Here is a 12570-nt window from a genome sequence, read left to right on the forward strand (position 1 = left end):
GCCGTGAAGAAAGCCGGTCACCGATCACTGCCTCATCGTAAAGACGGCGTCGTCCTCGACGAGAATCTCGCCGGCTCACTCGCTCGTGGTCGGGGGCTCCAGCGGGACGTACTCGTGGGCGGTGAGGACACCGTTGGTCTCCAGTTCGACCGACTGGACACCGACCGGGAGGCCGTCGGCGTACGTGATCAGCGTGACCTCGGCGGTGCGGCGGATCTTGCCCATCGCGAAGGCGTACGCAGCACCGCCCGTGGTGCCGTTGGTGTAGGTCCAGCCGACCTGGTCGTTCTCGCCGACCACCTCGGTGGGGCCCGAGTGCACGTGGCGGTGTCCACCGACGACGAGGGTCACGCACCCGCGGTCGAGGGACTCGCGCCCGAGGGCCGGGTCGTGGACGAGGAGGGTCGCGACCGGCTCGCCCTCCTCCATCGAGTCGCAGGCGATGTCGGCCAGCTTCGAACCGGCCTCCTCGAAGCTGACGCCCTTCTCGTCGATCCAGTTGCCGAGACCGCTGGTGCGCGGGTCGGGTACGCCGAGCAGCGTCGATCCGCCGGGGCCCTCGACGACCTTGCCGTCGAGCATGGTCCAGCCCTGCTTGGCCAGGTAGTCACCGACCGTCGGGCCGTGGTCGTGGTTGCCGGTGACCGCCCACTTGTCCAGCCCGTCGCTGGCGTCGGTCAGCGAGTCGAGGGAGAAGGTCTCCCAGTCGGAGCCGGTCGAGGTGTCGTCGCCCCCGTCGAGAATGCCGGTCGCGCCGCCCTCGTCGGCGATCGCGCGGACCACGGAGTCCATCCCGACGTTGTCGTGCCGGTCGGAGACCAGGGCGACCACGGTCTCGTCCTCGGCTGGTTCGCGCAGCGCGAGGTCGGGCACCTTCTCGACGACCTTCTCGTAGAAGGTCCGGCTGCCGTTGTAGGTGTCGACGGCGCTGGCCACGAGACGCCTGGTCTGGTTGGCGTAGGCGTCACCGCGTACCTCCACGACGCCGAGCTCGTCGGGCACGGGGATCTCCGGGCCGAGGAAGTCGGCGAGCGGGGTCCAGGCGCCGGCGACCGGGCCGGCCTCCTTGTCCGTACGCGGCGCACCGGCCTCCCCCCAGGGCTGCCAGATCGCGGCCGTGACCACCGCCACGGTGACCACGCCGGCGCCGGCCGTGGCGAGACCGTGGCGGGTGCGGACGGCCTCCTTCAGCCGTCGCCCGAGGTCGGCACGGCGCTGCGAGCCGGGCAGCCACCACAGCAGCACGCCCCCGGTGACGACGGCCAGCGAGACCGCGGCGCCGCGGACCACGGCCGCGACCAGCATGGACTCGATCTGCTCGACCACGACCGCGCGCTGACCGTCGGGGGCAGAGCCGAGCACCGCGTAGCGCTCGAAGAGCTCGTCCATCGACCGCAGCTCGGTCTTGCCGAGGGTGACGTCGACGCCGATCCGGCCGCCGATGTCGAGGCGTACGTCGGGCAGCACCGGTCCGGTGTGGATGATCGCCTTCCCCGACATCGTCGGGCGCAGGACCGCGTCGTGACCGGCCAGGACGACCTGGCGCTCGCTGGACAGGAAGAGCCACGTGCTCGCCGCGACGGCGAGCACGAGCCACAGCACGGCCAGCCCCACCCAGAGGGCGAGGCCGCGGAGCAGTCTGTTGCGGGAGATCAGCGACGCGCCTCCGCCACCGCGTAGAGCACCACCGATGCGGCGACGCCGGCGTTGAGGGACTCGACCGAGTTGGCCATCGGGATCGAGACGATCTGGTCGCAGGTCTCCTGGACCAGGCGGGAGAGCCCGCCGCCCTCGGCGCCGACGACGATCACCAGCGGACCGTCGGCGAGACCGTCGGGCGAGCCGAGCTCGGGCAGCGTGATGTCGCCGTCCATGTCCAGCCCGACGACCATGCAGCCGGCGTCCTGGTAGGCCTTCAGCTGCCTGGTCAGGTTGACCGTCTGGGCGACCGGGATGCGCGCGGCGGCGCCGGCGCTGGTCTTCCAGGCGGCGGCGGTCATGCCGGCGGCACGCCGCTCCGGGATCACCACGCCGTGGGCGCCGAAGGCCGCAGCCGAGCGCACGATGGCACCCAGGTTGCGCGGGTCGGTGACCTGGTCGAGGGCCACGATCAGCGGCTTCTCACCGATCTCGGCGGCCTTGTCGAGCAGGTCGTCGGCGTGGGCGTAGTCGTAGGCGGGGATGCGCGCGGCGAGTCCCTGGTGACCGTTGAACCCGGTCAGCCGGTCGAGCTCGGGCTTGGTCACCTCGAGCAGCGAGATGCCCTTCTCCGAGGCGAGCTGGAAGGCCTCGCGCAGCCGGCCGTCACGCTCGGCGCCCTCGGCGACGTAGATCCCGTTGACGGGTACGTCCTCGCGCAGCGCCTCCACGACGGAGTTGCGGCCGATGATCCACTCGGCGTCGCCGGCCGCGCGCTTGCGCGGCCCCTTGTTGCGCTGCTCCGCGGCCTGCGCCGCCTTGTGAGCCTTGTGGTAGGGCCGGTCCTTCGCCTTCGGCGTCGGACCCTTGCCCTCGAGACCCCGGCGACGGTTGCCGCCGGACCCCGTGGTGGCGCCCTTCTTGCGCCCCTTCGCGATCGCTCCGCGGCGCTGGGAGTTGCCTGCCATCAGTTAACGCTCCATTTCGGACCCTCAGGGGTGTCCTCGATCTCGATGCCGGCGTCCTTGAGCCGGTCTCGCATGGCATCGGCGCGGGCCCAGTCCTTGGCGGCGCGCGCCTCGGCGCGCTCGTCGAGAGCCCAGCGAACCAGTACGTCCAGTGCCTCGGTCAGCGCCGCGTCCTCGCCGCTCGCCGGACCCCAGGCGGGGTCGGCGGGGTCGAGACCGAGCACGTCGAGCATCCTCCGGACCGCTGCCGCCTCGGCGGCCGCGGACTCGCCGGCGGAGAGCCGACGGTTGCCCACACGCACCGTCTCGTGAAGGACCGCGACCGCACCGGGGGTGCCGAGGTCGTCGTCCATCGCGTCCCGGAACGCATCCGGGACGTCGCCGGCCTCGGTCTCTCCGGCCTCTCCGGCCCGGTCGAGGAACGACTCGATGCGCTGGAAGGCCGAGGCGGCCTCGTCCAGCGCGGCGAAGGAGAACTCGACATGGGACCGGTAGTGAGCCGCGACCAGGTAGTAGCGCAGCTCGATGCCGCGTACCTTCTTCAGCACCTCCGGGATGACCAGCGAGTTGCCGAGCGACTTCGACATCTTCTCGCCCGAGGTGGTGATCCAGGCGTTGTGGAGCCAGTAGCTCGCGAAGGGACGGCCGGCCGCGCGCGACTGGGCCTGCTCGTTCTCGTGGTGCGGGAAGCGCAGGTCGAGGCCGCCGCCGTGGAAGTCGAAGGCGGGGCCGAGGTATTTCCCGGCCATCGCCGAGCACTCGATGTGCCACCCTGGTCGGCCCGGACCCCACGGCGAGGGCCACGAGGCGGTCTCCGGCTCGGAGACCTTCCGGCCCTTCCAGAGCGCGAAGTCGCGCGGGTCACGCTTGCCGCGCGGGTCGGCGTCGGCGGCCGCCTCCATGTCGTCGATCTTCTGCCCGGAGAGCTCGCCGTAGGCGGGCCAGGAGCGCACGTCGAAGTAGACGTCGCCCGAGCCGTCCTCGGCCGCGTAGGCGTGGCCCTTCGCGATCAGCTCCCCGATCAGCTCGACGATCTCGGGGATGTGACCGGTCGCGAGCGGCTCGTAGGTGGGCCGGGCGACGTTGAGCGAGGCGTACGCGGCGTCGAGCTCGCGGTGCATGTCGTAGGCGAGGTTGTACCAGGGTCGGCCCTGGTCGGCGGACTTCGCCAGGATCTTGTCGTCGATGTCGGTCACGTTGCGGATGAACGTGGTCTCGTAGCCCGAGGCACGCAGCCACCGCTGCAGCACGTCGAAGTTCACGCCGCTGCGCACATGGCCGACATGGGGCTCGCTCTGCACGGTCAGGCCACAGACATAGAGCGACGCCTTGCCGGGCTGCAAGGGGGTGAAGTCACGTACTTCACGGGTCGCCGAGTCGTAGAGCCTGAGTGCCATACCCCAAGTCTAGGGAGGGAGCGGTGTTCCCTACCTATCGCGACGCACGATGAGAGCAGTTGCGATCGCCGCCACACCCTCGCCGCGACCGGTGAGGCCGAGACCGTCGGTGGTCGTTGCGGTCACGGTCACGCTCGCCCCGGCCGCCGCGGAGAGCGCCTGGTTGGCCTCCTCGCGCCGCGGCCCGATCTTGGGCCGGTTGCCGATCACCTGCACCGCGACGTTGCCGATCTCGAAGCCGGCCTCGCGGACCCGGCGGGCCGCCTCGGCCAGCAGGACGACCCCGGCGGCGCCGGCCCACTCCGGCTCGGAGGTGCCGAAGTTGGACCCGAGGTCGCCGAGCCCGGCGGCGGAGAAGAGCGCGTCGCAGCAGGCGTGGGCGGCCACGTCACCGTCGGAGTGGCCGGCCAGACCCTGCTTCTCGTCCGGGAAGGCCAGACCGGCGACATGCATCGGGACACCGTCGGCGAGGCTGTGTACGTCGGTGCCGATGCCGACCAGAGGAAGCTGCACGCTCCGCAGTCTCCCAGATGCTCGTCGTGATGCTCGGGGTCAGGCCACCTGTCAGGCCAGCTTGCGGTGCCCGACGTGGATGACCCCGTCGACGACCAGGACCTCGTAGGCAGGGATCGAGATGTGCGGATCGTCCAGGCACCGCCCGGTACGCAGGTCGAAGCCGTGCTTGTGGGCCGGCGAGGCCACGAACGGCACCCCGTCGCGTACCCCGACGATGCCTTTGGCGATCACCGACGCCTTGGCGAAGGGATCATGGTTGCCCAGCGCGTAGACGGCGCCGTCGGGCATCCGGAAGATGGCGATGGCCTGTCCGTGGACCAGCGCCGTGGCGCCGCGCTTCACCTCGAGCGCGTCGAGCGGGCAGACGGACTGCCAGTCGCTCGCATCGTGCTGGGTGCCAGCGCTCATGACGTCGCCGGCCCGAGCCGCTTCGTCGACATTTTCGTCGGGTCCTCCCTTCGGTGGACCTGAAACGGTATGGCGCGTGGCGGTCACCTCCTGTTTCGCTCTGTTACGGGTGCGTAAACACCACCGCCCAACCCCTCGGCCCGACCCGTCTGCCGTCCCCCCGGGCGAACGGATAGCCTCCTGGGGTGCCTGCTGCTCTCGTCCTCCTGGCCGCCGGATCCGGCACCCGCGTCGGAGCCGCCACCAACAAGGTGCTGCTCCCCCTCGACGGGTCCGAGGACCCGGGATCCTCCGCACTGGGCCTCTCCCTGCGGACCGCCCTCGAGGTGCCCGACGTGCACCGCGTCGTCCTGGTCGTACGCAGCGGCGACGAGCCGGCGGTCGCCGAGGTGGCACAGCCCCTGCTCGGCGAGCGCGAGGTCGCGATGGTCGTCGGCGGCGAGACCCGCCACGCCTCCGAGCAGGCCGCGCTCGAGGTGCTCCGGGCCGACATCGAAGCCGGCGAGATCGACGTGGTCGCGATCCACGACACCGCCCGGCCGCTGGCCTCGCCCGAGCTCTTCTCGGTCGTCATCGGGGTCGCCCGCCAGCACGGCGGCGCCATCCCCGCGGCGCCGCTCAGCCACCTCTCGACGCGGGACCTGCAGCCGGTGGCGGGTGCTCTCGTCGGCGTACAGACGCCGCAGGCGTTCCGGGCCCCTGACCTGCTGTCGGCCTACACCCAGGCCGCGGCCGACGGGTTCGACGGCACCGACACCGGCGCCACGCTCGAGCGCTACGGCACCTCGGTGCGCATCGTCGCCGTGCCCAGCAGCCCGCTGAACCTCAAGGTGACCTTCGCCGACGATCTCCGGGCGGTCACCGCGCTGCTCGGCTGAGCCGGTTCCTCGGCCGGGTCACCCCTCGGCGGAGCGGTCGCGGGAGAGCGCCTCCAGCAGGCGTACGTCGTCGGGCGAGGTCACCCGGCGGCCGACCGGCGGCGCCTCGACGGAGACGACGGGGAAGCGACGGGCGAGCGAGCTCGCGATGTCGGCGAAGTCGCCGGTGGGCCAGGCGTCGAGCGCGGCCACGACCTCAGGCGGCAGCACGATCGGCGCCGCGACCGAGACGAGCGAGGACCGGTCGACGGTCTCGCCCAGCACCGGCACCCCGTCGTCGACGGAGACGTTCTTGACGGTGTCGGTGACCGGACGTACGCCGACCACGACCGCCCCGCGCGCGAGCGCGGTCGAGACACAGTGGGCGATGAAGGCCGGCGGGGTCATCGGGCAGAGCGAGTCGTGGAGCACCAGGGGCTCCTCGGCCGCGACGATGCCCTCCCAGGAGGTGGTGAAGTCGACGGGGGTGACCCCGGACTCGCCGAGCGACCAGGTGGCGGCGGCGATCAGCGCCTCGCCGTGGATCAGCGAGAACGGCAGCGAGCCGCGGTCGTCCTCGGCGACGATCCCGAGCGCGGGCGGGACCTCGACGGTCTCGTCGATCTCGTCGTAGTCGGCGTAGGGGTCCTCCATGAGTCTCACCGTATCCGCGCCAGGACGCGAAACAGGCCCCGGGTTGCCCCGGAGCCTGTAACGCAGACCGAAACCAGCTTCAGCTGGCCAGCACCTCGTCGAGGAGGACTTCAGCCTTGTCTTCGTTCGTGTGCTCGCACAGGGCGAGCTCCGAGACGAGGATCTGGCGCGCCTTGGCGAGCATGCGCTTCTCCCCGGCGGAGAGGCCACGGTCACGCTCACGACGCCACAGGTCGCGCACGACCTCTGCGACCTTCATGACGTCGCCGCTGTGCAGCTTCTCCAGGTTTGCCTTGTAACGTCGCGACCAGTTGGTCGGCTCTTCGACGTGCTCCGCGCGAAGCACCTCGAAGACTCGATCAAGCCCGTCCTTGTCAACGACGTCCCGAACTCCGACGAGCTCGAGGTTGTTGGCCGGAACACGAACTACGAGGTCCTGCTGAGCGATGATGCGAAGGACCAGATACTGTCGCTCCTCGCCCTTGATGGTGCGCATCTCGATGTCTTCGATGACGGCCGCGCCATGGTTTGGGTATACGACGGTCTCGCCGACGGTGAAAGTCATATTTTTAGGTACCCCTTCCTAGGAACCCAAGTCTACCACGGATCTTAGAATTCGATTTCCGTGTTTGTGCAGGTCAGGGCTCAATCTGGGGTTGACAGATCGACGAGTTGTGTGGTTCCGCGCGCGCAGGCCGGTCGAGCGTGGCAGCATGGCTGATTTCGAGACGACGCCGAAATCTTGCCGCAGCCAGCCTGTTGTCCTGCGCTGCTCGGCGCTGTGCCCGATACTGCCGCCATGGCGAATGCATCGCAGAGCGCCCCCAAGACCATCTTCACCGTGTCGTCGCACGCCCAGGCCCAGGACCCGGAAGAGACGCAGCCCAGCGTGTCGGCCGTTCCCGAGCCCTCGGCCGGCCATCAGAGCGTCATGGACAAGATCGGCAACTGGGCCCCGCTCCTCCTCATCCGCTCCGCCCACCCCCGTCAGGCGGTCCTGACCGCCATCGGCCTCGCCGGTGCCGCGGTCCTCGCCGGGCTCGCGACCCGCGAGGTCGCGCTGATAGCCGTCACGGTCCTGGTCGGCCAGGCCGTCCTCGGCTGGCACAACGACCTCGTCGACCAGGGCGCCGACCGCCGCCACGAGCGCGAGGGCAAGCCGATCTCCGACGGTCGCCTCGAACCGGGTGGCGTCTGGTTCGCGCTGTGCTGCGGCGTACTCCTCGTCATCCCGCTCTCGGTCACCTCGGGCACCGTGGCCGGCCTCTTCTACCTCGGCTCGCTCGTGGTCGGGATGCTCGCCAACGTGTTGCTCCGCAAGGGCGTCTTCTCCTTCGTCCCGTGGGCGGCGGCGTTCGCCTGCTACCCCGCCTATCTCTCGTACGCCGGCTGGGCCGGTGAGTCCGCCGGCGGGCCGCCCCACTGGGTGTTGGTCGTGCTCGCCGCAGCGCTCGGGGTCGGGGCCCACTTCCTCACCGCGCTGTGGGGTCTGGTCGCCGACAACGCCGACGGCTGGACGTACCTGCCTCTCAAGGCCGGACTGAAGCTCGGCGCCGGGAAGCTGCTCCTCGTCACGTTCGTCTACATCGGCCTGATCGTGGCCGGGATGCTCTACGCCGCGAGCGCTGTCGGGCTGCGTGCCTGACCCTTTTCCGAGATCAGCAGATCGGGCGGATAGAGTGTCGCGCGTGACGACCAAGGTTATGCAGAAGCGGCTCGCAGTGACGGGTGCCCTCGTGGCCCTCGCCCTTCCGGCGCTCACCGCCTGCAGCAGCTTCGACTACGCGACCGACCGGCCCAACGAGATCGCTCACGGCGGCTCCACCCTGGACGGTGCCGTCCGGATCAACGCCGCGCGCATCGTGACGTCCCAGGAGGGCTCCGGCATCCTGGTCGGCACCTTCTCGCTCGACCCGGCGAAGAACCCCGCGGTCACCGGTGCGGCGATGCCGTCGGTCACCTCGATCGCGACGTCGGCCGACTCCGCCAAGACGGTCACGCCGGAGTCGTTCAAGCCGATCGAGCTGCCGACCTCGGGCATCGTCAACCTGGCCGACCCGGCCAACGGCGGCATCGCCGTCACCGGCGACTTCAAGCCCGGCGACAGCATCCCGATGACCTTCACCTTCTCCGAGGGTGAGGAGAAGACCATCTCCGTCCCGGTCGTCACCCAGTGCGGTCCGTACGCCGAGGTCGTCGCCGCGGCTGACGAGGCCGAGACGGCAACCAAGCCCGGCAAGAAGGGCAAGAACGCCGAGAGCACCGAGTCCGAGGGCGCTGCTACTGGTTCCGAGGCTGGTTCCGAGGGTGCTGGCTCGGAAGGCACCGAGGGCGAAGAGGAGGCCTCGACGCTGCCGGCCGACGCTCCCGCCGAGGGCGAGACCGCCGCCGAGTCCGACGAGGCGCACGGCGAGTCCGCCGGCACCATCTCGGAGGACCCCTACTCCTGCGAGTTCCCCCCGGCCGCCCTCCCCGGCGCCGAGGAAGAGCACTGATGACCTACAAGCTCGTCCTGCTGCGTCACGGCGAGAGCGAGTGGAACGCGCTCAACCTCTCCACCGGCTGGGTCGACGTCGACCTGACCGACAAGGGTCGTGCCGAGGCGGTCAACGGCGGCCGGCTGCTCACCGAGGCCGGGATCCTTCCCGACCTGGTCCACACCAGCCTGCTGCGCCGTGCGATCAACACCGCCAACATCGCCCTCGACACCGCCGAGCGCCACTGGATCCCGGTGCGCCGCGACTGGCGTCTCAACGAGCGTCACTACGGTGCGCTGCAGGGCAAGAACAAGTCCGAGACGCTGAAGAAGTTCGGCGAGGAGCAGTTCACGCTGTGGCGCCGTTCCTACGACGTCCCGCCGCCGCCGATCGAGGCCGACTCGGAGTACTCCCAGGCCGGTGACGCCCGCTACGCCGACATCGAGGTGCCCGCCACCGAGTGCCTCAAGGACGTCGTCGCCCGGATGATCCCCTACTGGGAGTCGGCGATCGTGCCCGACCTGAAGTCCGGCAAGACCGTCCTGGTCACCGCCCACGGCAACAGCCTGCGCGCGCTGGTCAAGCACCTCGACAACATCTCCGACACCGCGATCGCCAAGCTCAACATCCCCACCGCTCAGCCGCTGGTCTACGAGCTCGACGAGGACCTGAAGCCGGTCACCGTCGGCGGCGCCTACCTCGACCCCGAGGCCGCCGCCTCTGCCGCCGAGGCCGTCGCCAACCAGGGCAAGCAGTAACTTCGCCGAGTCGGCGCATCTGCCCCGCTCTCAGCCGCTGAGTCGGCGCATCTGCCCCGAGCTTTGGGCCGGGGACGTCTCGGATGGTGAGACAAGCGCGGGCGTTGGACGGGCACTTCATGGACTTGTCGGGTGTTTCAGTGCCCGTCAAGTCCAGGGATACCCGGTCGACCGGGTATCCCTGGAACTTTCACGATCCCGAAGGCGTCTCCCCCGTGACCACGAAGACGACCCGGTTGGCGACCGTGACGGCGTGGTCGGCGATGCGCTCGTAGTAGCGCCCGAGCAGGGCCACGTCGACGGCGGGCTCGACGCCGGCGGTCCACTCCTGGCCGAGCAGCTCGGCGAACGACTTGCGGCGCAGCCGGTCCATCTCGTCGTCGTCGGCGACCAGGTCCTGGGCGGCGGAGACGTCGCGGTCGCGCAGGATCTGGCAGGTGCGCTCGACCATCTGCTCGGCCACCTCGGCCATCCGCTCGATGGTCGGCCGAGCGATGTCGGGGACGGCCGGGTGTGGCGTACGCAGCCTGGCGATCTTGGCGACATGGACCGACAGGTCGCCCATCCGCTCGAGGTCGGAGATCATCCGCAGCGCGGCGACGACGATCCGGAGGTCACCGGCGACCGGCGACTGGAGGCTGAGCAGCTCGAGGGCGTTCTCCTCGATCCGCTCGCGGGCGTCGTCGATCTCGACGTCCTTGTCGATGACCTGCTCGGCGAGGTCGTTGCGGGCCTCGAGGAGGGCGAGGGTGGCGTCACGTACGGCCACGGAGACCAGCTCGCAGACGCTGGTGAGGTCGGTGAAGATGGCATCGAGGTCGTCATGGAAAGCAGCACGCATGCGCCGCATCGTAGGTAGCCGACATGTACGGATATCGGTCCTGAGTGAACCCCGGGTGAACGTTCGGTGCGCCGGCGTCCGATGGTGAAGAACGGGTGTTTGATGGGCTTACCCTGATCGTGTGGATTCGACGACGCAGGCTTTCCTCGCCGCGCTCCTCGGCGCCGTCGTCGCCGGCGCAGCGGTCTTCGCCTGGGCGATGAGCGAGCGTTCGCGCAGCCGGGTCCCCGAGGTCGAGGCCCCGAAGGTCCCGCCCGAGGTGGCCGCCGTGCTCTCGGTCCTGCGCAGCAGCGCGGTCGTCGTCGACGAGGACGACACGGTGCTGAAGGCCAGCGCCCCGGCGTACGCACTCGGGCTGGTGCGCGGCACCTCGCTGGTCTCGCCCGACCTGTCCGAGCTCGTCCACAACGTGCGCCGCGACGGGCAGATCCGAGAGACCGAGCTGGTGATCTCGCGAGCCAACGGCGCCTCCCGCCACGTCTCCGCCCGCGTCGCCCCGCTCGGCACTCGTCTCGCCCTGGTCCTGGTCGAGGACCGCACCCGCGAGCGCCGGGTCGAGGCCGTACGCCGCGACTTCGTCGCCAACGTCAGCCATGAGCTCAAGACGCCGGTCGGCGCCATCCGGGTGCTCGCCGACGCGGTCACCGAGGCGTCCGACGACCCCGAGGCCGTACGTCGCTTCTCCACCCGGATGATCACCGAGTCCGAGCGGCTGACCGAGCTCGTCCAGCAGATCATCGAGCTCTCGAGGCTCCAGGGCGACGAGCCGCTGGAGGCCCCGGTCGCGGTCGATGTCGACAAGGTCATCGTGGCCGCGGTCGACAGCTCGACCGTCGACGCCGATGCCAAGTCGATCAACGTGGTCAGCTCCGGCACCGCCGGCCTGCACGTCTTCGGCAACGAGGAGCAGGTCTCCACTGCCGTCGCCAACCTGGTCTCCAACGCCGTCGCCTACTCCGAGCCCGGCTCGACGGTCACCGTCTCGACCCGCGCCACCGACGGCTCGGTCGAGATCTCCGTGGTCGACCAGGGCATCGGCATCCCGTCCACCGACATCGACCGGATCTTCGAACGCTTCTACCGGGTCGACCCGGCCCGCCACCGCTCCACGGGTGGCACCGGGCTCGGCCTCTCGATCGTGAAGCACGTCGCCGCCACCCACGGCGGCGAGGTCAAGGTCTGGTCGCAGGAGGGTCAGGGCTCGACGTTCACCCTCACCCTCCCCCAGCACCTACCCACTGCCGGACAGCCCGGCACCAGCAAGGAGGAACGCCCTTGAGCACCCCAGCAAGTTCTTCGTCTTCCCCGCTTCGCTCCTCCGGCGAACAACTGCTCGGGGACCCCGCATGACCCGGGTACTCGTCGTCGAAGACGAAGCCAGCTACAGCGAGGCGCTGTCCTACATGCTCCGCAAGGAAGGCTTCGAGGTCGCCGTCGCCGAAGACGGTCCCGACGCGCTCAAGGAGTTCGACCGCAACGGCGCCGACATCGTGCTGCTCGACCTGATGCTCCCCGGCATCCCCGGCACCGAGGTGTGCCGTCAGATCCGAGCCACCTCGTCGGTGCCGGTGATCATGGTGACCGCGAAGGACGACGAGGTCGACAAGGTCGTCGGGCTCGAGCTCGGCGCCGACGACTACGTCACCAAGCCCTACTCCCCGCGTGAGCTGGTCGCCCGGATCCGCGCCGTCCTGCGGCGAGGCGCTGAGCCCGAGACCGCTCCTGCCACCCTCGAGGCCGGCCCGGTCCGGATGGACGTCGAGCGCCACGTGGTGACCGTGGACGGCACCGAGCAGAAGCTCCCGCTCAAGGAGTTCGAGCTCCTCGAGATGTTCCTGCGCAACCCCGGCCGCGTGCTCACCCGCGGTCAGCTCATCGATCGCGTCTGGGGATCTGATTACGTCGGCGACACCAAGACCCTCGACGTACACGTCAAGCGCCTGCGCGCCAAGCTCGAGCCGGACCCGTCGGAGCCGAAGTTCCTGGTGACGGTCCGAGGGTTGGGTTACAAGCTGGACATGTGAGTCCCCGAACTCATGCGCCGCACCCTGCTGAC

The 12570-nt window shown here is 70.0% G+C and carries 14 protein-coding genes; 6 read left to right on the forward strand and 8 right to left on the reverse strand.

Features of this window, described 5'->3' with window-relative positions; genetic code table 11:
- Positions 1 to 75: 75 nt before the first annotated feature.
- Genes IEY81_RS12265 through nirD form a run of 5 tightly spaced genes read right to left on the reverse strand, consistent with a single transcriptional unit; the run spans position 76 to position 4927 of the window.
- A complete protein-coding gene (locus IEY81_RS12265) occupies positions 76 to 1602 on the reverse strand; it encodes a metallophosphoesterase (protein ID WP_189118758.1) in 1527 nt (508 codons plus the stop codon).
- A gap of 50 nt (positions 1603 to 1652) precedes the next feature.
- Complete coding sequence (gene rlmB, locus IEY81_RS12270) at positions 1653 to 2606, reverse strand: 23S rRNA (guanosine(2251)-2'-O)-methyltransferase RlmB (protein WP_189118759.1); 954 nt, start codon at positions 2604 to 2606, stop codon at positions 1653 to 1655.
- Positions 2606 to 4003, reverse strand: a complete 1398-nt coding sequence (cysS, locus tag IEY81_RS12275; RefSeq protein WP_189118760.1) for a cysteine--tRNA ligase — start codon at positions 4001 to 4003, stop codon at positions 2606 to 2608. The genes rlmB and cysS overlap by 1 nt, the downstream gene beginning before the upstream one ends.
- Before the next feature lie 30 nt (positions 4004 to 4033).
- Positions 4034 to 4516, reverse strand: a complete 483-nt coding sequence (gene ispF, locus IEY81_RS12280; protein WP_189118761.1) for a 2-C-methyl-D-erythritol 2,4-cyclodiphosphate synthase — start codon at positions 4514 to 4516, stop codon at positions 4034 to 4036.
- 51 nt (positions 4517 to 4567) lie between these two features.
- Entirely contained in the window at positions 4568 to 4927 is a 360-nt protein-coding gene (gene nirD / locus IEY81_RS12285) for a nitrite reductase small subunit NirD (protein ID WP_189118762.1), read from the reverse strand.
- 185 nt (positions 4928 to 5112) lie between these two features.
- Between nirD and IEY81_RS12290 the strand changes: the two genes are divergently transcribed.
- Positions 5113 to 5805, forward strand: a complete 693-nt coding sequence (locus IEY81_RS12290; RefSeq protein ID WP_189118763.1) for an IspD/TarI family cytidylyltransferase — start codon at positions 5113 to 5115, stop codon at positions 5803 to 5805.
- 18 nt (positions 5806 to 5823) lie between these two features.
- Here the strand turns inward: IEY81_RS12290 and IEY81_RS12295 are convergent, their stop codons facing one another.
- Both IEY81_RS12295 and IEY81_RS12300 read right to left on the reverse strand, forming a co-directional pair.
- Positions 5824 to 6438, reverse strand: coding sequence for a 2-C-methyl-D-erythritol 4-phosphate cytidylyltransferase (locus IEY81_RS12295; protein WP_229787767.1), 615 nt, complete (start codon positions 6436 to 6438; stop codon positions 5824 to 5826).
- A 79-nt stretch (positions 6439 to 6517) separates the two neighbouring features.
- Positions 6518 to 7003 (reverse strand): CarD family transcriptional regulator, encoded by a 486-nt coding sequence (locus IEY81_RS12300; RefSeq protein WP_008360791.1) that lies wholly within the window; start codon positions 7001 to 7003, stop codon positions 6518 to 6520.
- Positions 7004 to 7237: 234 nt separating this feature from the next.
- Here IEY81_RS12300 and IEY81_RS12305 point away from each other — a divergent pair, with 234 nt between their 5' ends.
- The 3 genes from IEY81_RS12305 to IEY81_RS12315 are packed head-to-tail and all read left to right on the forward strand — an operon-like array spanning position 7238 to position 9673.
- Positions 7238 to 8083, forward strand: coding sequence for a UbiA family prenyltransferase (locus IEY81_RS12305; protein WP_189118765.1), 846 nt, complete (start codon positions 7238 to 7240; stop codon positions 8081 to 8083).
- Between the two features lie 43 nt (positions 8084 to 8126).
- Positions 8127 to 8933, forward strand: coding sequence for a copper chaperone PCu(A)C (locus tag IEY81_RS12310; protein WP_189118766.1), 807 nt, complete (start codon positions 8127 to 8129; stop codon positions 8931 to 8933).
- Entirely contained in the window at positions 8933 to 9673 is a 741-nt protein-coding gene (locus tag IEY81_RS12315) for a phosphoglyceromutase (RefSeq protein WP_189118767.1), read from the forward strand. Before IEY81_RS12310 ends, IEY81_RS12315 begins: the two co-directional genes overlap by 1 nt.
- Before the next feature lie 190 nt (positions 9674 to 9863).
- Here the strand turns inward: IEY81_RS12315 and phoU are convergent, their stop codons facing one another.
- Positions 9864 to 10514, reverse strand: coding sequence for a phosphate signaling complex protein PhoU (phoU, locus tag IEY81_RS12320; RefSeq protein WP_189118768.1), 651 nt, complete (start codon positions 10512 to 10514; stop codon positions 9864 to 9866).
- A 121-nt stretch (positions 10515 to 10635) separates the two neighbouring features.
- Here phoU and IEY81_RS12325 point away from each other — a divergent pair, with 121 nt between their 5' ends.
- The gene (locus IEY81_RS12325) at positions 10636 to 11793 is read left to right on the forward strand and encodes a sensor histidine kinase (RefSeq protein ID WP_189118769.1); all 1158 of its coding nucleotides are present in this window, start codon (positions 10636 to 10638) and stop codon (positions 11791 to 11793) included.
- A 67-nt stretch (positions 11794 to 11860) separates the two neighbouring features.
- Complete coding sequence (locus tag IEY81_RS12330) at positions 11861 to 12538, forward strand: response regulator (RefSeq protein ID WP_189118770.1); 678 nt, start codon at positions 11861 to 11863, stop codon at positions 12536 to 12538.
- Positions 12539 to 12570: the final 32 nt, after the last annotated feature.

This window comes from Nocardioides luteus, from assembly GCF_014648595.1.
In the GTDB taxonomy this organism is placed as follows: Bacteria; Actinomycetota; Actinomycetes; order Propionibacteriales; family Nocardioidaceae; genus Nocardioides; species Nocardioides luteus.

Bases quoted from the DNA above. Each gene is read 5' to 3' on its own strand.
- rlmB (WP_189118759.1), bottom strand. From the start codon at position 2,606: ATGGCAGGCAACTCCCAGCGCCGCGGAGCGATCGCGAAGGGGCGCAAG.
- cysS (WP_189118760.1), bottom strand. From the start codon at position 4,003: ATGGCACTCAGGCTCTACGACTCGGCGACCCGTGAAGTACGTGACTTC.
- nirD (WP_189118762.1), bottom strand. From the start codon at position 4,927: ATGAGCGCTGGCACCCAGCACGATGCGAGCGACTGGCAGTCCGTCTGC.
- IEY81_RS12295 (WP_229787767.1), bottom strand. From the start codon at position 6,438: ATGGAGGACCCCTACGCCGACTACGACGAGATCGACGAGACCGTCGAG.
- IEY81_RS12300 (WP_008360791.1), bottom strand. From the start codon at position 7,003: ATGACTTTCACCGTCGGCGAGACCGTCGTATACCCAAACCATGGCGCG.
- IEY81_RS12305 (WP_189118765.1), top strand. From the start codon at position 7,238: ATGGCGAATGCATCGCAGAGCGCCCCCAAGACCATCTTCACCGTGTCG.
- IEY81_RS12315 (WP_189118767.1), top strand. From the start codon at position 8,933: ATGACCTACAAGCTCGTCCTGCTGCGTCACGGCGAGAGCGAGTGGAAC.
- phoU (WP_189118768.1), bottom strand. From the start codon at position 10,514: ATGCGTGCTGCTTTCCATGACGACCTCGATGCCATCTTCACCGACCTC.
- IEY81_RS12330 (WP_189118770.1), top strand. From the start codon at position 11,861: ATGACCCGGGTACTCGTCGTCGAAGACGAAGCCAGCTACAGCGAGGCG.